This window comes from Paraburkholderia sp. PAMB 6770 (assembly GCF_057748135.1).
Window position 1 is genome coordinate 124,865 of record NZ_CM173239.1, and the last position, 22,416, is coordinate 147,280.

The window sequence follows — 22,416 nt, forward strand, 5'->3', positions numbered from 1 at the left end:
GCACGCGCGGTGTGTGTTCTGCGGGGCGTGCCGGTGCGATCCGCGTGGCGACGCTCGCGGGCGGCGTGCTGGCGTTTGCCGGGCTGTGCTGTCTGTCGCCGGCGGCGCACGCCGGGCCGCCGGCGCAGGTGTCGGCGATGTCGGCGGTCGGCGTACCGCTTGCTCTGCTGACGTTGCTGTCGCTGGCGGGCTGGTATCGGGCGCATCGCCGTCTTGCGCAGTGTCGCGACGCGCAGCAGCATAGCCGCGAGGCCGAGGTGCGGGCGTGCGCCGCACGCGGTTCCGATGCCGCGCAGGCCGCGCACGCGTTCGAGCGGGAGCGCGCGCGGCTCGTCGGCGAGATGCACGCGTTTGCCGCGGGGCCGCTGGCGGCGCTGGCCGCGCTAGTCGGCTCGCTCGATGCCGCCTGCGCGCCGGCGCGCGAACAGGCGCGGCTCAGACACGTCCAGTCGGCGGCCGGCACGTGCGCGCACGTGCTCGACGCCTTGCTCGCGACGCTGTCTCATCCGCCGCCGCCGGTCGTCCTCGACGAGGACACGTTCGATCTGCGTGCGCTCATCGAGGGAGTGGCCGCGTTGCTCGAACCCGCTGCCGCGCAAAAGGGCGTGCGTCTGAACGTGCATATCGACGCGACGCTGGCCGAGCAGGTGGTCGCCGATCGTGCGCGGCTCGGACAGGTCGTCTACGGTCTCGCGAGCCGCGCGGTGGCGGCGGCCGAGCGCGGGGCCGTGACCGTGCTCGCGCATGCGGAGGGGCTGAACGCCGGTTCGCAGCGGATCTTCATCAGCGTGAGCCATGCCCGCGCGCGCCTGCAGGCGCGTGCTGCGCACGCGGACGCGGACGCGGATGCGCGGCACACATCCGGCCCGACGATGCGCGGAGCCGGCCCGCTCGACGACGCGGCGTTCGCGCTGTATCGGCGCCTCGCGGAGCTGATGCAGGGCGAGTTCGCGGTCGGCCAGGAGGGCGACAACCGTCCGTGCGTGACGTTCAGCGCGGCGTTTCCGATCGGGCATGCATCGGCGTCCCGCGAACCCGACGGCACCGGGGCGGCCGGGGAGGACATGCACGCAGGCGACGATCGAAACGGTGCGCCCGATGCGTATGACCGGCGCTATCTCGACGCGCTATCGGAGGAGGGCATCGATCTGCCGGCATTCCTGGGGCGCTGGCGAGCGTCGATGCAGGACGATCTGGCGCAGTTGAGGCGCTTGCGCGAGCACGGCGATGCCGACGCTGTCCGTGCGTTGCTGCATCGGCTGAGCGGCGCGGTGGGGCTGGTTGGCGCGCATGGGCTGACGGACGCGCTGCGGCAGGCGAGCGCCGCAGCGGACGCACCTGAGGCGCAACTGCTCGACACGTTCGTGCAGCGCATCGAGTGGCTGATCACGCAACTCGACACGCGACAGGGCGCACGACAGAACGCCGGCGACGTGCGCCCGGGATAAAAGTAAAAAAGCCCGACGGACGATCCGTCGGGCTTTCCGGTTCGCGGCGCTCCCGCCGGGAGCGCCGCGCCTGCCAGGCAGGCGCGGGACGTGTGCGTCAGGCCGCGAGCAGCGAACGCAGCACGAACGGCAGAATCCCGCCGTGCTTGTAGTAGTCCACTTCGATCGGCGTGTCGATGCGCAGCAGCACCGGCACGCGCTTCTCCTTGCCGTCCTTGCTGCGGATCACCAGCGTGACTTCCTGCTGCGGCTTGAAGTCGTCGCCAAGGCCTTCGACATCGTACGTTTCTTCGCCGGTGATGCCGAGCGACTGGATGCTGTCCGAGCCCTTGAACTGCAGCGGCAGCACGCCCATGCCGACCAGGTTCGAACGGTGGATCCGCTCGAAGCTGCGCGCGACGACCGCTTTCACGCCGAGCAGTTGCGTGCCCTTGGCCGCCCAGTCACGCGACGAACCCGTGCCGTACTCCTCGCCTGCGAACACGACGGTCGGCGTATCGGCGTCGATGTACTTCATCGCGGCGTCGTAAATCGACATCTGTTCGCCGCTCGGCTGGTGAATCGTCAGGCCGCCTTCGACGCGCGTGCCGTCGGCCTTCGCGGGGATCATCAGGTTCTTGATCCGGACGTTGGCGAACGTGCCGCGCATCATCACGTCATGGTTGCCGCGGCGCGAGCCATAGCTGTTGAAGTCGGCCTTCTGCACGCCGTTCGCCTTCAGCCACTTGCCGGCCGGCGAGTCTTCCTTGATCGAGCCCGCCGGGCTGATGTGGTCGGTCGTCACCGAGTCGCCGAAGATGCCGAGCGCGCGTGCATGTTTCACCGCGGCGATGCTGGCGGCCGGCTGCATCGAGAAGTCCTTGCCGAAGAACGGCGGCTCCGCGATATAGGTCGACTTCGGCCAGTCGTAGACCTGGCCTTCCTCGCCCTCGATCTTGCTCCACAGGTCGCCCTTCTTCGTGAGGTGCGCGTAGTTTTTCTGGAACGCGTCGGCGTCGAGCGCGAACTTGAGCAGCGCGTTGACTTCCTCGCTGGTCGGCCAGATGTCGCCCAGGTAGATGTCCTTGCCGCCCTTGCCCTTGCCGACCGGTTCGGTCATCAGGTCGCGCGTGATGTTGCCGGCGATCGCGTATGCGACGACGAGCGGCGGCGACGCGAGGAAGTTCGCGCGGATGTTCGGGTGGATGCGCGCTTCGAAGTTACGGTTGCCCGACAGCACGGCTGCCGCGACGATGTCGTGTTTCGTGATCGCCTCGTTCAGCTGCGGCGTCAGATCGCCCGCGTTGCCGATACAGGTCGTGCAGCCGTAAGCCGCCAGCTCGAAGCCGAGCTTCGACAGGTACGGCAGCAGGCCGGTCTTCGTCAGGTACTCGGTGACGATGCGTGATCCCGGCGCGAGCGAGGTCTTGATGTGCGGCGCCACCGTCAGGCCCGCTTCGACCGCCTTCTTCGCGAGCAGGCCGGCCGCGAGCAGCACGCTCGGGTTCGACGTGTTCGTGCACGACGTGATCGCGGCGATCAGGATGTCGCCGTTCTTCACGTTCACGTCGTTCGAGGTCGTGTACGTCGCGTCGAGGTCGGCGGCCTTCTTCGCAAAGCCGTTTTCGGCCACCGGCTTCGAGAACAGCTCGGTGAAGGTCGACTTCACGTGACCGATTTCGATGCGGTCCTGCGGACGCTTCGGACCTGCGAGCGACGGCGCTACCGTGCCGAGATCGAGCTTGACGACCTTCGTGTAGTCGATCTCGCCGCTCTTCGGAATGCCGAACAGGCCTTGTGCCTTGAAGTAGTTTTCGAACGCGGCGATTTCCGCGTCGGTGCGGCCGGTGCCCTTGAAGTAGTCGATGGTCTTTTCGTCGACCGGGAAGAAGCCCATCGTCGCGCCGTATTCCGGCGCCATGTTGCCGATGGTCGCGCGGTCCGGCAGCGACAGCGACTTCGTGCCTTCGCCGAAGAACTCGACGAACTTGCCGACCACCTTCTCCTTGCGCAGCAGTTCGGTGACGGTCAGCACGAGGTCGGTGGCGGTGACGCCTTCGCGCAGCTTGCCGGTCAGCTCGACGCCGACCACGTCCGGCGTCAGGAAGTACACCGGCTGGCCGAGCATGCCCGCTTCCGCTTCGATGCCGCCCACGCCCCAGCCCACCACGCCGATGCCGTTGATCATCGTCGTGTGGCTGTCGGTGCCGACCAGCGTGTCCGGATAGTAGACGGTGCCGTCGCCGTCCGTCTTCTTGTGCACGCCGCGCGCGAGATATTCGAGGTTCACCTGGTGCACGATGCCGACACCCGGCGGCACGACCTTGAACGTATCGAACGCCTGCATGCCCCACTTCATGAACTGGTAGCGCTCGTTATTGCGCTGGAATTCCAGCTTCATGTTCAGATCGAGCGCGTCCTTCTGGCGGAAGTAGTCGATCTGCACCGAGTGGTCGACGACCAGGTCGACCGGCACCAGCGGCTCGATCGACTTCGGATTCTTGCCCGCGCGCTGCGCGACGCCGCGCATCGCGGCGATGTCGGCGAGCAGCGGCACGCCGGTGAAGTCCTGCAGCACGACGCGCGACACGACGAACGGAATCTCGTCGACGCGCGAGGCGGTCGGCTTCCAGTTCGCCAGTTGCGTGATGTGTTCCTCGGCGATCTTCTTGCCGTCGTAATTGCGCAGCACCGACTCCAGCACGACGCGGATCGACACCGGCAGACGGTCGATCTTGACGTTCAGTGCCTTGCCGAGCTGCGGCAGCGAGTAGAACTTGCCTTTGCCGGAACCGCTGTCGAATTCCTTGAGCGTTTTGTGGAGGTTGTGGGCCATGGTGTTTTCCTTGGATTGATCGCGGAACTACAGGTCTGAACTAGATGACGTAGAGATCGACGTACTCGTGCACGGGCATGGCTTCGAGCCGTGCCTGATCCAGCGAGACGTCGAGAATCGCCTGTTGCTGCTTGACCGGAAACTTGCGCGCGAGGTTGGTGCGGAACTTCTCGAGCAGCAGCGGGATGCCGTCTGCACGGCGGCGCTTGTGTCCGATCGGGTATTCGACGATGACCTCGTCGAGTGCCGATCCGTCGTCGAATTCGATCGTCAGCGCATTGGCGATCGAACGCTTCTCCGGATCGTGGTAATCCTGCGTGAATTGCGGGTCCTCGACGCAGACCGTCTTCGCGCGCAGCGCGTCGATGCGCGGATCCCGCGCCACGGCCGCTTCGTAGTCGGCCGCGGTGAGCCTGCCGAACACGAGCGGCACCGCCACCATGTACTGGATGCAGTGGTCGCGGTCGGCCGGATTGTCGAGCGGCCCCTGCTTGTCGATGATGCGCCGCGCGGCTTCGTGCGTGCGGATCGTGATCTTCGCGATGTCGGCCACGTCGCGGCCCGCGGCGCGCAGTTGCGCATGCAGCGTCATGGCGGCCTCGACGGCCGTCTGTGCGTGGAATTCGGCCGGATACGCGATCTTGAACAGCACGTTTTCCATCACGTACGAGCCGTAAGGGCGCTGGAAGCGGAACGGGTTGCCCTTGAAGAGGACGTCGTAGAAACCCCAGGTCGGGGCCGTCAGCGCCGACGGATAGCCCATTTCGCCGGTTTTCGAAATCAGCGCGAGGCGCACCGCGCGCGAGGTCGCGTCGCCCGCGGCCCACGACTTGCGCGACCCGGTGTTCGGTGCATGGCGATATGTGCGCAGCGCCTGGCCGTCGACGAACGCCTGCGAGACCGCGTTGATCAGCTCGTCGCGCGTGAGGCCGAGCAGCGTGCCCACCACCGCGGTCGATGCGACCTTCACGAGCAGCACGTGGTCGAGCCCGACCCGGTTGAACGAATTTTCGAGCGCGAGGCAGCCCTGGATTTCGTGCGCCTTCACCATGCCGACGAGCACGTCTTTCATCGTGAGCGGCGCCTTGCCGGACGCGAGGGCGGTGCGCGAAAGCCAGTCGGCGGTGGCAAGGATGCCGCCGAGATTGTCGGACGGATGTCCCCATTCGGCGGCGAGCCAGGTGTCGTTGAAGTCCAGCCAGCGGATCATCGTGCCGATGTTGAAGGCGGCCTGGACCGGATCCAGCTGGAAGGGCGTGCCGGGCACGCGCGCGCCGTGCGGCACGATCGTGCCCGGCACGACCGGCCCCATCAGCTTCGTGCACGCCGGATAGGTGAGCGCTTCGAGTCCGCAGCCGAGCGTGTCGATCAGACAGTGGCGCGCGGTTTCCAGCGCGAGCGCGCCGGAAACCGGGAAATCCAGCGCGTAACCGGCGATATCGACCAGGACCTTGTCCGGGGCGGGCCGTACGTTGGATGACTGAGCGGACATCGTGTGCTTCCTTGTCGCAGCCTTAGTTCTTCGGATTCTTGATCAGCGCATTCGACTGCGTCGGCGCCGGCGCGCCCTCCATCATTTCGGCAGTCTTGCACTCGTCGGCCAGACGCGAATCGTCCGCGTCCGACAGCAGCATCGCCTTGGTCGGGATCACGACGAGGTCGAGGCCGGAAGCCGGATCGTGGAAGCGGTCCGCACCCGTCGTGGTCGTTTCGCGCGGCAGGTTGTAGTTCTTGTTGTTCCAGTGGACGGTGACGATCTGATCGCGCTTCATGTCGCCCTTCAGGTCGAAGGACAGCCCGTCGTCACAGGTCCACTTGACCGAGCCGACCGGCACCGGGTCCACCCGCGCTTCCTTCTTCGGATTCGGCTTGCGCCTGATCAGGCGGCGCGGCTCCGGCGAGCGCGCCTTCTTCACGACGTGATGGTGCTCGGTCTTGTGGTGGGTGGTGGTGGTCGTCGTCGACGGCTCGGCGGCGTTGGCGGCCACCATCGTGGTGGACAGAGCGCCGACTGCGGCGGCGATCAGCAGTTTCTTCATGAAAAAACCTTCCTTTCAAAGTCGGGTGGGGAGTGCGCGGCTGCGTGGCGGCGCTGCCGGTCCGGGCCACGCGCTCCAGAAGCGCACAGCGGACGCTATTTTCTCCTATTTAGCGGCACGAATTTCAGATTCTCCGGGCCCGTGTAATGCGCGCTCGGGCGGATGATCTTGTTGTCGATGCGCTGCTCGATCACGTGGGCGCTCCAGCCGGCGGTGCGCGCGATCACGAACAGCGGCGTGAACATCGCGGTCGGCACGCCCATCATGTGATACGACACCGCGCTGAACCAGTCCAGGTTCGGGAACATCTTCTTGATGTCCCCCATTACCGTTTCGAGCCGCTCGGCGATCGCGAACAGCTTCGGGTTGCCCGCCTCCTTCGACAGCGTGCGCGCCACTTCCTTGATCACCTTGTTGCGCGGGTCGGCGATCGTGTACACCGGGTGGCCGAAGCCGATCACCACCTCGCGGTTCTCCACGCGCCGGCGGATGTCCGCCTCGGCCTCGTCGGGGCTCGCGTAGCGCGACTGCACCTCGAAGGCCACCTCGTTGGCGCCGCCGTGCTTCGGCCCGCGCAGCGCGCCGATCGCGCCGGCGAGCGCCGAGTAGAGGTCCGAGCCGGTGCCGGCGATCACGCGCGCGGTGAAGGTCGAGGCGTTGAACTCGTGCTCCGCGTACAGGTTCAGCGACGTGTGCATCGCCTGCACCCACGCGCGGCGCGGCTCACTGCCGTGCAGCAGATGCAGGAAGTGGCCGCCGATCGAGTCGTCGTCGGTCTCGACCTCGATGCGCCGGCCGTTGTACGCGTAGTGGTACCAGTAGAGCAGCATCGAGCCGAGCGAGGCCATCAGGCGATCGGCGATGTCGCGCGCGCCGGGCGTGCCGTGGTCGTCCTTCTCGGGCAGCACGGCGCCGAGCACGGACACGCCGGTGCGCATCACGTCCATCGGATGGGCGGAGGCGGGCAGCCATTCGAGGGCGGCCTTCAGGTTCGCGGGCAGGCCGCGCAGCGCCTTCAGTTTCGTCTTGTAGGCGGCGAGTTCGGCGGCGTTGGGGAGCTTTTCGTGCACGAGCAGGTGGGCGATCTCCTCGAACTCGCAACTGCCGGCGATGTCGAGGATGTCGTAGCCGCGGTAGTGCAGGTCGTTGCCGGTGCGCCCGACCGTGCACAGCGCGGTGTTGCCCGCCGTCACGCCCGACAGCGCGACGGATTTCTTCGGTTTGAACGCGGCCGGGGCCGGGCTTTCGCCTTGTGCGCCTGGGGTTTTTTCGCTCATCTCCGGCACTCTCCTTGAGACCTGCTCACTTCTTCTGGTTGAACAGCGTGTCGAGTTTCTGCTCGTAAGCGTAATAGCCGATGCGCTCGTACAGCTCGGCGCGGGTTTGCATCGTGTCGACCACCGCCTGCTGCGTGCCGTCGCGGTGAATCGCGGTGTACACGTTTTCGGCGGCCTTGTTCATCGCGCGGAACGCCGAGAGCGGATAGAGCACCAGCGACACGTCGGCGCCGCGCAGTTCTTCGACGGTGAAGAGCGGCGTTGCGCCGAATTCGGTGATATTCGCGAGCACCGGCACCTTCACGGCCTGCGCGAACTGCCGGTACATGCCGAGTTCGGTTATCGCTTCCGGGAAGATCATGTCCGCGCCGGCTTCGACACAGGCGGCCGCGCGGTCGATCGCGGTCGCGAGGCCTTCGACGGCCAGCGCGTCGGTGCGCGCCATGACGACGAAATCCGGGTCGGTACGCGCATCGACGGCGGCCTTGATGCGGTCGACCATCTCGTCGAGCGACACGATCGCCTTGCCCGGGCGATGCCCGCAGCGTTTCGCGCCGACCTGGTCCTCGATGTGCATCGCGCCCGCGCCGGCCTTGATCAGCGACTTCACCGTGCGCGCGATGTTGAACGCCGACGGCCCGAAGCCGGTATCGACGTCGACGAGCAGCGGCAGATCGCAGACGTCGGTGATGCGGCGCACGTCGGTCAGGACGTCGTCGAGCGTCGAGATGCCGAGGTCGGGCAGGCCGAGCGAGCCGGCCGCGACCCCGCCGCCGGATACGTAGATCGCCTTGAAGCCCGCCCGTTGCGCGAGCAGCGCGTGATTGGCGTTGATGGCGCCGACCACCTGCAGCGGCTTCCCGGTGGCCACGGCGGCGCGAAAGGCGGCGCCGGGCGTGAGGTTCGAGGACGGCGTGGCGAGGCTCATGGCTGCGGCTCCGTGAAGGATGCTGCGCCGCCGAACAGCGGCGCGGCTTCGGCCGGCACGGCGCGCCCGGTCGAGCGGGCACGGCGCAGCACCGACCAGTAGTAGCGATAGCTCGCGCGATCGTGCAGCGTGTCGCGATGGCGCGTCGGACCCCATTGCGCGGACTGGGCGGCGAGCAGGATCTCCGCGGCGGTGACGATTTCGTCGTCGCGCGGGGCGAACGCGGCGACGATCGCAGGAATCTGCGCCGGATGGATGCTCCACATCCGCGTGTAGCCGAATTCGTTGCGCGCGCGGGCCGCGTCGCTCGCGACGACGCTCATGTCGCGCACTTCGGTGCTGACGTTGTGCGACGGCACTTTGCCGTGCGCGTGGCAGGCGGCGGCGATTTCGAGCCTCGCGCGCCGCACGAGCGGATGATCGAACTGGCCCGGCGAGCGCATCGCGCTGTCGGGAATGGCGCCGTCGTGCGCGGAGACGAAATCCATCAGGCCGAAGCTCAGCGATTCGACGCCGGGCAACGCGGCCAGATCGAACGCGCGTGCGAGCGCGCCGTGCGTCTCCACGAGCAGATGCACAGGCACCGGCTGCGCGATGCCCAGTTCGCGGCGAGTGGCTTCGATGAACGCGCACATCGCGGCCGCGTCGGCGACGCTGCGGATCTTCGGCAGCATGATGAACGCGGGCGCGCGCCGCGCGGCGCGCAGGATCAGGCGCACGTCGTCGCGCCAGTGCGGATGGCCGAAGTCGTGGATGCGCACGCCGACGCGGCCGAAGCGGTCGTGCTCGCCGCCGATCAGCGACGCGACCCGCTCCGCGTGCTCCGCCTCGCGGCCGACCTGGGCGCCGTCCTCGCAGTCGAGCGTGATGTCGAACACCGGGCCGAGCGTGTGCTGCAGCGCGAGCGATTTCAGCATCAGCTTCTCGCTGCCGGCGTAGTGATCGCAGGCAGGCAGCACCTTGGGCGGCGCTTCGCCGTCAAACAGCACTTCGGCGGGTGTCAGGGCGCGCATCTTGGGCGTGAGTGACGTCTGTTCTCGTTGAGGTTTCTGATGCGGGTGCGCTCTGCGTGGCGGCTGCGGCGGCAGCCTCGCGCGCAAAACGCGCTCGCATCAGGGGCGAGGTTCACGCGGGGGGCGCCGGCATGCCGGCCGGCCCGTCCGTGTTCGCCCCTGAAGCACGTCAAAAAACCGGAACCGGTCGCGGCGCAACACAGTTCCGGCGGGCTGGCATCCGGCGCTCAGCCCAGCAGGTGCTGGACGCCTTCGCGCTCTTCGAGCAGTTCCTGCAGCGTCGCGTCCATCTTTTCGCGCGAGAACGCGTCGATCGCGAGGCCTTCCACGCGCTTGTACTCGCCGTTTTCACACACGACCGGCACGCCGTAGATGATGTCTTCAGGGATGCCATACGAGCCGTCCGACGGGATGCCCATCGTGACCCACTTGCCGTTGGTGCCGAGCACCCAGTCGCGCACGTGGTCGATGGCCGCGTTGGCCGCCGATGCCGCTGACGACAGCCCGCGCGCCTCGATGATCGCCGCGCCGCGCTTGCCGACGGTCGGGATGAACACGTTGCGGTTCCACTCGTCGTCGTTGATCAGCTGCGTGAGCGACGCGCCTTCCGCGGTGGCGACGCGGAAGTCCGGGTACATCGTCGGCGAGTGGTTGCCCCACACGGCGAGCTTCTCGATCGACGCGACCGGCTTGCCCGACCTGGCGGCCAGTTGCGACAGCGCGCGGTTGTGGTCGAGGCGCAGCATGGCGGTGAAGTTCTTCTTCGGCAGATCCGGCGCCGATTTCATCGCGATGTACGCGTTCGTGTTGGCCGGGTTGCCGACCACCAGCACCTTCACGTCGCGGCTCGCGACTTCGTTCAGCGCCTTGCCCTGCACCGTGAAGATCTCGGCGTTGGCCGACAGCAGGTCCTTGCGCTCCATGCCCTTCGAGCGCGGACGCGCGCCGACCAGCAGCGCGACGTCGGCGTCCTTGAAGGCCACCTTCGGATCGTCCGTGATGACCACGCCGGACAGCAGCGGGAACGCGCAATCATCCAGCTCCATCACCACGCCTTTGACAGCGGCTTGCGCTTGCGGCAGGTCGAGCAGCTGCAGGATCACGGGCTGGTCCTTGCCGAGCAGGTCGCCGTTGGCGATGCGAAACAGCAGGGAGTAAGCGATTTGACCTGCGGCGCCGGTGACGGCAACGCGCTTTGCGGGCTTAGCCATTGAGAATTCTCCAGGACGATGCGTTAGACGCTAGGGAAAACGCCATTCTATATGGGCGTTAGGCGAAGCGTGATGAAACACGGCGGGTACGCCCTTTGCGCGCGATCCCGGCGGGCGCCGGGATGCAGCGACGCATGGCGGCGACCCGTCATGCCGGAAAGCAGTGCAGCGAGGCGCGCCGGGAGACCGCGGGCCGCTGCAGGGTGCCGGGGTGCCTGCAAGGGTGTGTTTCCGAAGCGTCTGACGGATCAGGGCCGGCGAATCGAAAGCGGAACCGCATGAGACTACAGCATGTGCAGAGCGGCCTTCGGCAAGCCGATCGCGGCGTGCAAATTCTGCCGGTCCGCGCGGTCGGATTTCCCTTGAACCCTTGCTCGCCACGGAGTTTAGGAGCCGCTTGACGCAAAGTCAACCGTATCTTATGTCTTATATAAGACATATCTATTGCGGGCAAAGCGCTGGACGGCGGCGCGGCCTTTATGATGAAATGCGCGCATGTCATCGAACCCGCCGAGCATCGCGAATCCGGGCGGCCCCGCGGGCCCGGGCGAAGGCGCGGCCGCCCCTGCCGCGGCCGCGTCGCCCACGTTCAGCCCGCTCTATCAGCAGATCAAGGCGCTCATCACGCAGAGCCTCGAATCGGGCGAATGGAAGCCGGGCGAGATCATTCCCAGCGAAGTGGAACTGGCGGCGCGCTTCAAGGTGAGCCAGGGCACCGTGCGCAAGGCGATCGACGAACTCGCTGCGGACAACCTGCTCGTGCGCCGTCAGGGCAAGGGCACGTTTGTTGCAACGCACAATGAAGACCGCGCGCAGTTCCGCTTTCTGCGCCTGCTCGCGGACGACGGCGCCGAGCATCCGCACGTGAGCCGGCTGCTCGAATGCCGCCGTCTGCGCGCGTCGGCCGACATTGCGCGGCAACTCGACCTGAAGCCGGCCGAGGCGGTGGTGCTGATCCGCCGCCTGCTGCAGTTCGACGGCGAACTGACGGTGCTCGACGAGATCTGGCTGCCCGGCAACATGTTCCGGGGGCTCACGTTCGAGCGCCTGTCCGAGTATGCAGGCCCGCTCTACGCGATGTTCGAGACGGAGTTCGGCACCCGCATGATCCGGGCGTCGGAGAAGATCCGCGCGGTTGCCGCGGACCCGGCGGTCGCCGATCTGCTGCACGTGCCGGCAGGATTTCCTTTGCTATCCGTCGAGCGCGTGTCCTATACGTATGGAGACCGGCCTGTCGAAGTGCGGCGCGGTTGGTATGTCACAACCGGGTACTACTATCAGAACGATCTCAGCTGAACCGGTTCCGCGGGGGTGCGGAACGGGGCGCGCCGGGACGGCTGGCGGTGTGGGCATGCGTCGTGCGCGGCCCCGCCTGCAGACCTCGCCGTTGCCTGTGCGGCAAGGCTGCGGTGGGAGTTTTCGCTGCAGCGCGATATAAAAAGGCGCTAAAATCGCGGATTAGTTTTATCACATAGTAGGGGTCTAGCATGGCTGAAGCCGTAAAAAAAGCGAGGCCGGAGTACCGCAACATCGGGCTCGGGCAGATACTGACGGCATATCGCCTTCCACTAGCGGGGCGTGTGTCGATTCTCCATCGCGTGAGCGGTGGGTTACTTTTCATTTTCCTTCCGTTCCTGCTGTACCTCTTCGATCAAAGCCTCACTTCGGAGCTGAGCTTCGAAGTCTTCAAGGCCTTCCTCTCCAACATCGTCGTCAAGCTGATCACGCTGGTTCTCGCGTGGGCTTTCCTGCTGCATTTCTGCGCCGGCCTGCGGCACCTGCTGATGGACACGCATCGCGCGGTCTCCAGGGAAGGCGGCAAGCAGACGTCCCTCGTCGTCGTGATCGTGTCGTCGCTCCTGACGATCGCCTTCGCGCTCAAACTCTTCGGAGCTTTCTAAAAAAATGGCAGCGAACAACCGGATCGGTCCGAAGCGCCTCGTCGTGGGCGCGCACTATGGTCTGCGCGACTGGCTCGCACAGCGCATCACCGCCTGCATCATGGCGATCTACACGGTCGTCCTGCTCGTGTGGTTCTTTGGCGCACAGGCGTTTTCGTATGACGGCTGGGCCGCGATTTTCGCGACCCAGTGGATGAAGCTCGCCACCTTCGTGACGCTGCTGTCCCTGTTTTACCACGCGTGGGTGGGCGTGCGCGATATCTGGATGGACTACATCAAGCCTGTCGGCGTTCGCCTGTTCCTTCAAGCCCTGACGATCGTCTGGCTGCTCGCGTGTGCGGGCTACGCGGCGCAGATTCTCTGGAGAGTGTAAAAGCATGGTTGCAATCAAGAATTCTCTGCCGCGTCGCCGCTTCGACGTGGTGATCGTCGGCGCGGGCGGCTCGGGGATGCGCGCTTCGCTGCAACTCGCGCGCGCGGGCCTGTCGGTGTGCGTGCTGTCGAAAGTGTTCCCGACGCGCTCGCACACGGTCGCCGCTCAAGGCGGCATCGGCGCATCGCTCGGCAACATGAGCGAAGACAACTGGCACTACCACTTCTACGACACGATCAAGGGCTCCGACTGGCTCGGCGACCAGGACGCGATCGAGTTCATGTGCCGCGAGGCGCCGAACGCCGTCTACGAACTGGAGCACATGGGCATGCCGTTCGACCGCAACGCGGACGGCACGATCTACCAGCGTCCGTTCGGCGGCCACACCGCGAACTACGGCGAAAAGCCGGTGCAGCGTGCCTGCGCGGCTGCGGACCGGACCGGCCACGCGCTGCTGCACACGCTGTACCAGCAGAACGTGGCGGCGAAGACGCAGTTCTTCGTCGAATGGATGGCGCTCGACCTGATCCGCGACGCGGAAGGCGACGTGCTCGGCGTCACCGCGCTCGAAATGGAAACCGGCGACGTCTACATCCTCGAAGGCAAGACCACGCTGTTCGCCACGGGCGGCGCGGGCCGCATCTTCGCGGCGTCGACCAATGCGTTCATCAACACCGGCGACGGCCTCGGCATGGCGGCGCGCTCGGGCATCGCGCTGCAGGACATGGAGTTCTGGCAGTTCCACCCGACCGGCGTGGCCGGTGCGGGCGTGCTGATCACCGAAGGCGTGCGCGGCGAAGGCGGCATTCTGCGCAACGCGAACGGCGAGCGTTTCATGGAGCGCTACGCGCCGACGCTGAAGGACCTCGCGCCGCGCGATTTCGTGTCGCGCTCGATGGACCAGGAAATCAAGGAAGGCCGCGGCGTGGGTCCGAACAAGGACCACGTGCTGCTCGACCTGTCGCACATCGGCGCCGAGACGATCATGAAGCGTCTGCCGTCGATTCGCGAGATCGCGCTGAAGTTCGCGAACGTCGACTGCATCAAGGAACCGATCCCGGTCGTGCCGACCATCCACTACCAGATGGGCGGTATTCCGACCAACATGCACGGCCAGGTCGTGGGCACGTCGAAGGGTCATGAAGATCCGGTCAACGGTTTCTACGCGGTCGGCGAATGCTCGTGCGTGTCCGTGCACGGCGCGAACCGCCTCGGCACGAACTCGCTGCTCGACCTCGTGGTGTTCGGCCGCGCGGCCGGCAACCACATCGTCAAGCACGTGAAGGAAATACGCGAGCACAAGCCGCTGCCGGCGGACGCCGCCGAATTCTCGCTCGCGCGCCTCGCAAAGCTCGACAACTCGGGCTCCGGCGAATACGCGCAGGCGGTCGCGAACGACATCCGCTCGACGATGCAGACGCACGCAGGCGTGTTCCGCACGTCGGCGCTGCTGTCCGAGGGCGTCGAGAAGGTGAAGGAGCTGGCCGAACGCGCAGCGGGCATTCACCTGAAGGACAAGTCGAAGGTGTTCAACACGGCGCGTGTCGAAGCGCTCGAAGTGGCGAACCTGATCGAGGTGGCGCGCGCGACGATGGTGTCGGCGGAAGCCCGCAAGGAAAGCCGCGGCGCTCACGCGCACAGCGACTACGAACATCGCGACGACGAAAACTGGATGCGCCACACGCTCTGGTACAGCGAAAACGACAAGCTCGACTACAAGCCGGTTCACATGAAGCCGCTGACGGTCGAATCGGTGCCGCCGAAGGCCCGTACGTTCTAAGCCAAAGCCAGTCAAAAGGAATCGGAAATGGCCAAACGAATTTTTGAAGTCTACCGCTACGATCCGGACAAGGATGCGGCGCCGCGCATGCAGACGTACGAGCTGGAGATCGAGCACGAGCGCATGCTGCTCGACGCGCTCGTGAAGCTGAAGGCGCAAGACGAAACGCTGTCGTTCCGCCGCTCGTGCCGCGAGGGCGTGTGCGGGTCGGACGCCATGAACATCAACGGCAAGAACGGTCTCGCGTGCCTGACGAACCTGAACGACCTGCCGCAGAAGATCGTGCTGCGTCCGCTGCCGGGCCTGCCGGTGGTGCGCGACCTGATCTGCGACTTCACGCAGTTCTTCAACCAGTATCACTCGATCAAGCCGTATCTGATCAACGATACGCCGCCGCCCGAGAAGGAGCGCCTGCAGTCCCCGCAGGAGCGCGACGAACTCGACGGCCTGTACGAGTGCATTCTGTGCGCAAGCTGCTCGACGTCGTGCCCGAGCTTCTGGTGGAACCCGGACAAGTTTGTCGGCCCGGCGGGGCTGCTGCAGGCCTACCGCTTCATCGCGGACAGCCGCGACGAAGCCACCGGCGAGCGGCTCGACAATCTTGAGGATCCTTACCGTCTGTTCCGTTGTCATACGATCATGAACTGCGTCGACGTGTGCCCGAAGGGCCTCAATCCGACGAAGGCGATCGGCAAGATCAAGGAACTGATGGTGCGGCGCGCGGTTTGACATGGACGAGCCGCATCAGTCCGATCCGCTGCGCCGGGCGCGCCTTCGCTGGCGCGCCCGGCGCGGCCTGCTGGAAAACGATCTGATCTTCGAGCGTTTTTTCGGCAAGTACGAGCATGACCTCAGCGACGCCGACGTGGGCGCACTCACCCGCCTGCTCGAGCTGAGCGATAACGACCTGATGGACCTGCTGCTCTCGCGCAAGGATCCGGAGGGCGACCTTGCCGACCCGGATATTCATCGGGTGCTGGAGCTGCTGCGCAGTGCGTGAGCGGAGCAAGTCCGTTGTTCCAGGCGTGCAATTATCGAAACCCTGTTTCCATACCTTCGATTGAGGATGTGCCATGACCCCGTCAGATGTTAAAGCCACGCTATCGTTCAGCGACAATTCGCCGAGCGTTGAAATGCCGATCTACAAGGGCACGATGGGCCCGGATGTGATCGACATCCGCAAACTGTACGGCCAGACCGGCAAGTTCACCTACGATCCGGGGTTCATGTCGACGGCGGCGTGCAACTCGGCGATCACGTACATCGACGGGGACAAGGGGGAGCTGCTGTACCGGGGCTATCCGATCGACAATCTGGCGCAGAACGCGGATTTTCTGGAGACGTGCTACCTGCTGCTGAATGGCGAGCTGCCGGACGAGGCGCAGAAGACGGCATTCGTAAACACGGTGACCAAGCACACGATGGTGCACGAGCAGATGCACTTTTTCTTCCGGGGTTTCCGTCGCGACGCGCATCCGATGGCGATCCTGGTGGCGGCGGTGGGAGCGCTGTCGGCGTTCTACCACGACTCGCTGGACATCAATAATCCGCATCACCGGGAGGTGTCGGCGATCCGCATGATCGCGAAGCTGCCGACGCTGGTGGCGATGGCGTACAAGTACAGCATCGGACAGCCGTTCGTGTATCCGCGCAACGATCTGTCGTACAGCGCGAACTTCATGCGCATGATGTTCTCGAACCCGTGCGAGGAGTACGAGGTGAACGACGTGCTGGTGCGGGCGCTGGACCGCATCCTGATCCTGCACGCGGACCACGAGCAGAACGCGTCGACCTCGACGGTGCGGCTGGCGGGCTCGTCGGGGGCGAATCCGTTTGCATGCATCGCGGCGGGCATTGCGTGCCTGTGGGGCCCGGCGCACGGCGGGGCGAACGAGGCGGCGCTGAACATGCTGGAGGAGATCGGCTCGGTGGAGAAGATTCCGGAGTTCATCCGCCAGGTGAAGGACAAGAACTCGGGGGTGAAGCTGATGGGCTTCGGTCACCGGGTGTACAAGAACTACGATCCGCGCGCGAAGCTGATGCGCGAGACGTGCCACGAGGTGCTGGAGGAGCTGGGGCTGCACGACGACCCGCTGTTCAAGCTGGCGATGCAGCTGGAGAAGATCGCGCTGGAGGACGAGTACTTCGTGTCGCGCAAGCTGTACCCGAACGTGGACTTTTATTCGGGGATCGTGCAGCGGGCGCTGGGGATACCGACGGCGATGTTCACGTGCATCTTCGCGATGGCGCGCACGGTGGGGTGGATCGCGCAGTGGAACGAGATGATTGCGGATCCGGAGCAGAAGATCGGCCGTCCGCGCCAGCTGTTCATCGGTGCGGCGCCGCGCGAGGCGAAGCCGATCGCGCAGCGCTGAGCGCGCTGAGCGATGCGCCGGGCCCCCTGCGGCCCGCGCGCGACGAAAGCGGAAGCGAAAACAAAACACCCCGGCGGGTCGACCGCCGGGGTGTTTTTTTATGTGCGCCGACGACTTCGCGTATTCCGCTGTCTGCCTGCAGCGCTCCCGGGTAACGTCGATACAGGTATCGGCACTACCACCCAACTCACTGTTTTTTATCGGTTTTTTCGCGACGCGACACGCAAATCGGCGGGCTGCGTGGCATAATCGTTTGCACACGGCTTGCCCGCAGTCACTCTACCCCCCACTACCATGGCACAGACTCTCTACGACAAATTGTGGAACTCGCACGTGGTCCACACGGAAGAAGATGGCACGGCGATTCTCTATATCGACCGTCATCTGCTGCACGAAGTCACCAGCCCGCAGGCCTTCGAAGGCCTGAAGCTCGCGCAGCGCCCGGTGTGGCGCATCAGTGCGAACCTGGCGGTGTCGGACCATAACGTGCCGACTACCGATCGCAGCCACGGCATTGCCGATCCGATCTCGAAGCTGCAGGTCGACACGCTTGACGAGAACTGCGACGCCTACGGCATCACGCAGTTCAAGATGAACGACCTGCGCCAGGGCATCGTGCACATCATCGGGCCCGAGCAGGGCGCGACGCTGCCGGGCATGACGATCGTCTGCGGCGACTCGCACACGTCCACGCACGGTGCGTTCGGCGCGCTCGCACACGGCATCGGCACCTCCGAAGTGGAGCACGTGCTCGCCACGCAGACGCTGCTGCAGAAAAAGAGCAAGAACATGCTCGTGAAGGTCGAAGGTCCGCTGCCGCGCGGCTGCTCGGCGAAAGACATCGTGCTCGCGATCATCGGCAAGATCGGCACGGCGGGCGGCACCGGCTATGCGATCGAATTCGGCGGTTCGACGATCCGCGGGCTGTCGATGGAAGGCCGCATGACCGTCTGCAACATGGCGATCGAGGCGGGCGCGCGCGCCGGCATGGTCGCCGTGGACGACATGACGATCGAGTACCTGAAGGGCCGTCCGTTCTCGCCGCAGGGGCCGGAATGGGACCAGGCGGTCGAATACTGGCGGCAGTTCCGCTCGGACGAGGGCGCGCAGTTCGATCGCGTGGTCGAGCTCAACGCCGCCGAAATCGTGCCGCAGGTCACGTGGGGCACGTCGCCGGAAATGGTTACGCCGGTCGACGGCCGCGTGCCCGACCCGGACCGCGAAAAGGATCCGGTCAAGCGCGACGCGATGGAGCGTGCGCTGAAATATATGGCGCTCGAACCGAACCAGCCGGTCGAATCGATCAAGCCGGACAAGATCTTCATCGGTTCGTGCACGAACGCGCGCATCGAGGATCTGCGCGCCGCTGCATACGTCGTGCGCAAACTGGGCCGCCGCGTCGCGCCGAACGTGCGTCTCGCGATGGTCGTGCCGGGCTCCGGTCTCGTGAAAGCGCAGGCGGAGCGCGAAGGGCTCGACAAGGTGTTCGTCGAGGCCGGTTTCGAATGGCGCGAACCGGGCTGTTCGATGTGCCTCGCGATGAACGCGGACCGGCTCGAACCGGGCGAGCGCTGCGCGTCGACGTCGAACCGCAACTTCGAGGGGCGGCAGGGCGCGGGCGGACGCACGCACCTGGTGAGCCCCGCGATGGCCGCGGCCGCCGCCATCGAAGGCCATTTCGTCGATATCCGCAAGCTCGGCTAGGCCGGCGCATCCTGTTCCGATTCCACCGGCGGCCCAGCGAGGCTCGCGCCGCCGGTTCCTCCTCCGGGTGATAGACCATGGACAAATTCGTCGTACATACTGGCGTCGTGGCGCCGCTCGATCGCGAGAACGTCGACACGGACGCGATCATTCCGAAGCAGTTCCTCAAGTCGATCAAGCGGACCGGCTTCGGCCCGAACGCGTTTGATGAGTGGCGTTACCTCGATCACGGCGAGCCGGGCCAGGACAACTCGAAGCGGCCGCTGAACCCGGACTTCGTGCTGAACCAGCCGCGCTACAAGGGCGCGTCGATCCTGCTCGCGCGCAAGAACTTCGGCTGCGGCAGCTCGCGCGAACACGCGCCGTGGGCGCTGCAGCAATACGGCTTTCGCGCGCTGATCGCCCCGAGCTTCGCGGACATCTTCTACAACAACTGCTTCAAGAACGGCGTGCTGCCGATCGTGCTGAGCGAGCAGCAGGTCGATCGCCTGTTCAACGAAACGTGTGCGTTCAACGGTTTCGAGCTGACCATCGATCTCGACGCGCAGGTCGTGCGCGCCGGCGACGGCACCGAATACCCGTTCGAAGTCGCACCGTTTCGCCGGTACTGCCTGCTGAACGGTTTCGACGACATCGGCCTCACGCTGCGCCACGCGGACAAGATTCGCCAGTTCGAGGCGGAGCGCATCGCGAAGCAGCCGTGGCTGAACCACCGCATCGTCGGCTAGACGCGTCGTTCGCTTTTGCTGCATCCGTTGTTCAGGTCACTCAGAAAACCAACCAGGAAAGTCGCATGAAGATTGCAGTGTTGCCCGGTGACGGCATCGGCCCGGAAATCGTCAGGGAAGCCGTCAAGGTGTTGAACGTGCTCGGCGAGTCGTTCGAGCTCGAGCAGGCGCCGGTGGGCGGAGCCGGCTATGAGGCGAGCGGGCATCCGCTGCCCGACGCGACGCTCGCGCTCGCGAAGCAGGCCGACGCGATCCTGTTCGGCGCGGTCGGCGACTGGAAGTACGATTCGCTCGAGCGCGCGCTGCGCCCGGAGCAGGCCATTCTCGGGCTGCGCAAGCATCTGCAGCTGTTCGCCAACTTCCGTCCGGCGATCTGCTACCCGCAGCTCACGGGTGCGTCGTCGCTGAAGCCGGAGGTCGTGTCGGGCCTCGACATCCTGATCGTGCGCGAACTGAACGGCGACATCTACTTCGGCGCGCCGCGCGGCGTGCGCGAAGCGCCGGATGGCCCGTTCGCCGGCGCGCGCGAGGGTTTCGACACGATGCGGTACGCGGAGCCCGAAGTGCGCCGCATTGCGCACGTCGCGTTCCAGGCGGCGCAAAAGCGCGGCCGCAAGCTGACCTCGGTGGACAAGGCCAACGTGCTCGAAACGTCGCAGTTCTGGAAGGACGTGATGATCGACGTCGCGAAGGCCTATCCGGACGTCGAACTGTCGCACATGTATGTCGACAATGCGGCGATGCAGCTTGTGAAGGCGCCGAAGTCGTTTGACGTGATCGTCACCGGCAACATGTTCGGCGACATCCTGTCGGACGAGGCTGCGATGCTCACCGGCTCCATCGGCATGCTGCCGTCGGCTTCGCTCGACAAGGACAACAAGGGCCTGTACGAGCCGTCGCACGGCTCGGCGCCGGACATCGCGGGCAAGGGCGTCGCCAATCCGCTCGCGACGATCCTGTCGGCAGCCATGATGCTGCGCTATTCGCTGAACCGCGCGGAGCAGGCCGAGCGGATCGAGAACGCGGTGAAGAAGGTGCTCGAACAGGGCTACCGGACCGGCGATATCGTCACGCCGGGCTGCCGCCAGGTCGGCACCGCGGAAATGGGCGACGCGGTCGTCGCCGCGCTCGCGAGCTGAGCGATGCTCCCCCCGCTGCGACGGGCGGCGCAAGCCGGTTGTCGCAGCGGCCGCGCGTATGGGAGGCGTTGACCGACGGCCCGATGGCGGGCCGTTTTTGCATAAAAGCGCGGCAAAGTGCGCAATCGGGCGCCGGTTCGGCGCCGATCCGCCATCGCGGCGGGCCGCTTGCACCTGGTTTTCGTGTAGACTGTTGCGATGGCGACGCTTCCCCCGATCTCCTCGGTCTTGAACCACCACGGCAAAACGGCCCGTGTGGTTGAGTTCGCCATTTCCATCAAAACGATTACCCCGAAAACGATCCGGATTCGCTGATCGTCCGTTGTGTCCGCCCATCTTCCCCGCGCGGTCACTGCGGGCCAGGATGCGGGGAAGCCATCAATCCAAGGGTAGTGTCATGAACGTAGGTCTCGTAGGTTGGCGCGGCATGGTCGGCAGCGTCCTGATGCAGCGTATGCAGCAGGAAGGCGATTTCGATCTGATCGAACCGGTGTTTTTCAGCACGAGCAATGCAGGCGGCCAGGCGCCGTCGTTCGCGAAAAACGAGACCCGGCTCAAGGACGCGTCGAGCATCGAAGACCTGAAGAAATGCGACGCGATCATTTCCTGCCAGGGCGGCGACTATACGAACGAGGTATTCCCGAAGCTGCGCGCGGCCGGCTGGAGCGGCTACTGGATCGACGCGGCGTCGTCGCTGCGCATGAAGGACGACGCGGTCATCATCCTCGATCCGGTCAATCTGGACGTGATCAAGGACGCGCTCGTGAAGGGGCAGAAGAACTTCATCGGCGGCAACTGCACGGTCAGCCTGATGCTGATGGCGCTCGGCGGCCTGTTCCGCGCGAACCTGGTCGAGTGGATGACGGCCATGACCTATCAGGCGGCGTCGGGCGCGGGCGCGCAGAACATGCGCGAACTGCTGCAGCAGATGGGCACGCTGCATGATGCGGCGAAAGACGACCTGCGCAACCCGTCGTCGGCGATCCTCGATATCGACCGCAAGGTGTTGTCCGCGATGAACAGCGACGGCATGCCGGTCGATCATTTCGGGGTGCCGCTTGCCGGTTCGCTGATTCCGTGGATCGACAAGGATCTCGGCGACGGCATGTCGAAGGAAGAATGGAAGGGCGGCGCCGAAACCAACAAGATTCTGGGCAAGCCGGCGATGGGCGCATCGGGTTCGATCCCGGTCGACGGACTGTGCGTGCGTATCGGCGCGATGCGCTGCCATTCGCAGGCGCTGACGATCAAGCTCACGAAGGATGTGCCGCTCGACGAGATCGAGGGCGTGCTCGCGGCCGCCAACGACTGGGTCAAGGTCGTGCCGAACGAGCGCGAGGCATCGATCCGCGATCTGTCGCCGGCCGTCGTGACCGGTACGCTGACGGTCCCGGTGGGGCGCCTGCGCAAGCTCGCGATGGGCGGGTCGTATCTGTCGGCCTTCACGGTGGGCGATCAGCTGCTGTGGGGCGCGGCCGAACCGCTGCGCCGGATGCTGCGCATTCTGCTCGACAAGTAAAGTAAACTACGCGACTACGACGCGTAAAAAGCTCAGAAAGCGTCGCGCTTGCGCGGCGCTTTTTTCATTGTGGCCTCGAAAATCTTGCTCTCTTCCAACTGCAATCAGGCGCTGAACGTTGACGCGCTTCCGGTCCCGATGACTTTCCGAATCCTTAGCCGACCAT

19 protein-coding genes are annotated in these 22,416 nt (G+C 65.6%); 12 read left to right on the forward strand and 7 right to left on the reverse strand.

Annotated elements, in window-relative coordinates:
• Nucleotides 1–44: 44 nt before the first annotated feature.
• On the forward strand, nt 45–1,448 hold the full coding sequence (locus tag AC3AP7_RS18130) for an Hpt domain-containing protein (RefSeq protein ID WP_487363971.1): 1,404 nt from the start codon (nt 45–47) through the stop codon (nt 1,446–1,448).
• 97 nt (nt 1,449–1,545) lie between these two features.
• On the opposite strand, the gene acnA is transcribed toward AC3AP7_RS18130, so the two are convergent.
• The 7 genes from acnA to AC3AP7_RS18165 form a co-directional block, all read right to left on the reverse strand.
• Complete coding sequence (gene acnA / locus AC3AP7_RS18135) at nt 1,546–4,263, reverse strand: aconitate hydratase AcnA (protein ID WP_487363972.1); 2,718 nt, start codon at nt 4,261–4,263, stop codon at nt 1,546–1,548.
• 40 nt (nt 4,264–4,303) lie between these two features.
• Nucleotides 4,304–5,755 (reverse strand): bifunctional 2-methylcitrate dehydratase/aconitate hydratase, encoded by a 1,452-nt coding sequence (locus tag AC3AP7_RS18140; protein WP_487363973.1) that lies wholly within the window; start codon nt 5,753–5,755, stop codon nt 4,304–4,306.
• A gap of 22 nt (nt 5,756–5,777) precedes the next feature.
• Nucleotides 5,778–6,302: a hypothetical protein gene (locus AC3AP7_RS18145; RefSeq protein ID WP_487363974.1), complete on the reverse strand. Its 525-nt coding sequence runs from the start codon at nt 6,300–6,302 to the stop codon at nt 5,778–5,780.
• Between the two features lie 95 nt (nt 6,303–6,397).
• Entirely contained in the window at nt 6,398–7,579 is a 1,182-nt protein-coding gene (gene prpC / locus AC3AP7_RS18150) for a bifunctional 2-methylcitrate synthase/citrate synthase (protein WP_487363975.1), read from the reverse strand.
• Nucleotides 7,580–7,604: 25 nt separating this feature from the next.
• Entirely contained in the window at nt 7,605–8,507 is a 903-nt protein-coding gene (prpB, locus tag AC3AP7_RS18155) for a methylisocitrate lyase (protein ID WP_487363976.1), read from the reverse strand.
• Complete coding sequence (locus AC3AP7_RS18160; protein WP_487363977.1) at nt 8,504–9,520, reverse strand: HpcH/HpaI aldolase/citrate lyase family protein; 1,017 nt, start codon at nt 9,518–9,520, stop codon at nt 8,504–8,506. The genes prpB and AC3AP7_RS18160 overlap by 4 nt, the downstream gene beginning before the upstream one ends.
• A 227-nt stretch (nt 9,521–9,747) precedes the next feature.
• Complete coding sequence (locus AC3AP7_RS18165) at nt 9,748–10,731, reverse strand: malate dehydrogenase (RefSeq protein WP_487363978.1); 984 nt, start codon at nt 10,729–10,731, stop codon at nt 9,748–9,750.
• Nucleotides 10,732–11,226: 495 nt separating this feature from the next.
• Here AC3AP7_RS18165 and AC3AP7_RS18170 point away from each other — a divergent pair, with 495 nt between their 5' ends.
• The 11 genes from AC3AP7_RS18170 (at nt 11,227) to asd (ending at nt 22,250) form a co-directional block, all read left to right on the forward strand.
• On the forward strand, nt 11,227–12,027 hold the full coding sequence (locus AC3AP7_RS18170; protein ID WP_487363979.1) for a GntR family transcriptional regulator: 801 nt from the start codon (nt 11,227–11,229) through the stop codon (nt 12,025–12,027).
• A gap of 191 nt (nt 12,028–12,218) precedes the next feature.
• Nucleotides 12,219–12,632: a succinate dehydrogenase, cytochrome b556 subunit gene (gene sdhC, locus AC3AP7_RS18175; RefSeq protein WP_487363980.1), complete on the forward strand. Its 414-nt coding sequence runs from the start codon at nt 12,219–12,221 to the stop codon at nt 12,630–12,632.
• 4 nt (nt 12,633–12,636) lie between these two features.
• Nucleotides 12,637–13,005: a succinate dehydrogenase, hydrophobic membrane anchor protein gene (sdhD, locus tag AC3AP7_RS18180; protein ID WP_487363981.1), complete on the forward strand. Its 369-nt coding sequence runs from the start codon at nt 12,637–12,639 to the stop codon at nt 13,003–13,005.
• A gap of 4 nt (nt 13,006–13,009) precedes the next feature.
• Entirely contained in the window at nt 13,010–14,785 is a 1,776-nt protein-coding gene (gene sdhA / locus AC3AP7_RS18185; RefSeq protein ID WP_487363982.1) for a succinate dehydrogenase flavoprotein subunit, read from the forward strand.
• Nucleotides 14,786–14,812: 27 nt separating this feature from the next.
• The gene (locus AC3AP7_RS18190) at nt 14,813–15,514 is read left to right on the forward strand and encodes a succinate dehydrogenase iron-sulfur subunit (protein ID WP_487363983.1); all 702 of its coding nucleotides are present in this window, start codon (nt 14,813–14,815) and stop codon (nt 15,512–15,514) included.
• A gap of 1 nt (nt 15,515) precedes the next feature.
• Nucleotides 15,516–15,785: an FAD assembly factor SdhE gene (locus AC3AP7_RS18195; RefSeq protein WP_487363984.1), complete on the forward strand. Its 270-nt coding sequence runs from the start codon at nt 15,516–15,518 to the stop codon at nt 15,783–15,785.
• 73 nt (nt 15,786–15,858) lie between these two features.
• Nucleotides 15,859–17,160, forward strand: a complete 1,302-nt coding sequence (gene gltA / locus AC3AP7_RS18200; protein WP_487363985.1) for a citrate synthase — start codon at nt 15,859–15,861, stop codon at nt 17,158–17,160.
• A 294-nt stretch (nt 17,161–17,454) separates the two neighbouring features.
• The gene (leuC, locus tag AC3AP7_RS18205) at nt 17,455–18,864 is read left to right on the forward strand and encodes a 3-isopropylmalate dehydratase large subunit (RefSeq protein WP_487363986.1); all 1,410 of its coding nucleotides are present in this window, start codon (nt 17,455–17,457) and stop codon (nt 18,862–18,864) included.
• A gap of 77 nt (nt 18,865–18,941) precedes the next feature.
• Entirely contained in the window at nt 18,942–19,592 is a 651-nt protein-coding gene (gene leuD / locus AC3AP7_RS18210) for a 3-isopropylmalate dehydratase small subunit (protein WP_487363987.1), read from the forward strand.
• Nucleotides 19,593–19,657: 65 nt separating this feature from the next.
• Nucleotides 19,658–20,731, forward strand: coding sequence for a 3-isopropylmalate dehydrogenase (gene leuB / locus AC3AP7_RS18215; protein ID WP_487363988.1), 1,074 nt, complete (start codon nt 19,658–19,660; stop codon nt 20,729–20,731).
• A 397-nt stretch (nt 20,732–21,128) separates the two neighbouring features.
• Nucleotides 21,129–22,250 (forward strand): aspartate-semialdehyde dehydrogenase, encoded by a 1,122-nt coding sequence (gene asd / locus AC3AP7_RS18220; RefSeq protein WP_487363989.1) that lies wholly within the window; start codon nt 21,129–21,131, stop codon nt 22,248–22,250.
• Nucleotides 22,251–22,416 lie beyond the last annotated feature (166 nt).

Bases quoted from the DNA above. Each gene is read 5' to 3' on its own strand.
- AC3AP7_RS18170 (WP_487363979.1), top strand. From the start codon at position 11,227: ATGTCATCGAACCCGCCGAGCATCGCGAATCCGGGCGGCCCCGCGGGC.
- sdhA (WP_487363982.1), top strand. From the start codon at position 13,010: ATGGTTGCAATCAAGAATTCTCTGCCGCGTCGCCGCTTCGACGTGGTG.
- leuC (WP_487363986.1), top strand. From the start codon at position 17,455: ATGGCACAGACTCTCTACGACAAATTGTGGAACTCGCACGTGGTCCAC.
- AC3AP7_RS18190 (WP_487363983.1), top strand. From the start codon at position 14,813: ATGGCCAAACGAATTTTTGAAGTCTACCGCTACGATCCGGACAAGGAT.
- leuD (WP_487363987.1), top strand. From the start codon at position 18,942: ATGGACAAATTCGTCGTACATACTGGCGTCGTGGCGCCGCTCGATCGC.
- acnA (WP_487363972.1), bottom strand. From the start codon at position 4,263: ATGGCCCACAACCTCCACAAAACGCTCAAGGAATTCGACAGCGGTTCC.
- AC3AP7_RS18195 (WP_487363984.1), top strand. From the start codon at position 15,516: ATGGACGAGCCGCATCAGTCCGATCCGCTGCGCCGGGCGCGCCTTCGC.
- sdhC (WP_487363980.1), top strand. From the start codon at position 12,219: ATGGCTGAAGCCGTAAAAAAAGCGAGGCCGGAGTACCGCAACATCGGG.
- AC3AP7_RS18165 (WP_487363978.1), bottom strand. From the start codon at position 10,731: ATGGCTAAGCCCGCAAAGCGCGTTGCCGTCACCGGCGCCGCAGGTCAA.
- prpC (WP_487363975.1), bottom strand. From the start codon at position 7,579: ATGAGCGAAAAAACCCCAGGCGCACAAGGCGAAAGCCCGGCCCCGGCC.
- gltA (WP_487363985.1), top strand. From the start codon at position 15,859: ATGACCCCGTCAGATGTTAAAGCCACGCTATCGTTCAGCGACAATTCG.
- AC3AP7_RS18160 (WP_487363977.1), bottom strand. From the start codon at position 9,520: ATGCGCGCCCTGACACCCGCCGAAGTGCTGTTTGACGGCGAAGCGCCG.
- prpB (WP_487363976.1), bottom strand. From the start codon at position 8,507: ATGAGCCTCGCCACGCCGTCCTCGAACCTCACGCCCGGCGCCGCCTTT.
- AC3AP7_RS18140 (WP_487363973.1), bottom strand. From the start codon at position 5,755: ATGTCCGCTCAGTCATCCAACGTACGGCCCGCCCCGGACAAGGTCCTG.
- sdhD (WP_487363981.1), top strand. From the start codon at position 12,637: ATGGCAGCGAACAACCGGATCGGTCCGAAGCGCCTCGTCGTGGGCGCG.
- leuB (WP_487363988.1), top strand. From the start codon at position 19,658: ATGAAGATTGCAGTGTTGCCCGGTGACGGCATCGGCCCGGAAATCGTC.
- AC3AP7_RS18145 (WP_487363974.1), bottom strand. From the start codon at position 6,302: ATGAAGAAACTGCTGATCGCCGCCGCAGTCGGCGCTCTGTCCACCACG.
- asd (WP_487363989.1), top strand. From the start codon at position 21,129: ATGAACGTAGGTCTCGTAGGTTGGCGCGGCATGGTCGGCAGCGTCCTG.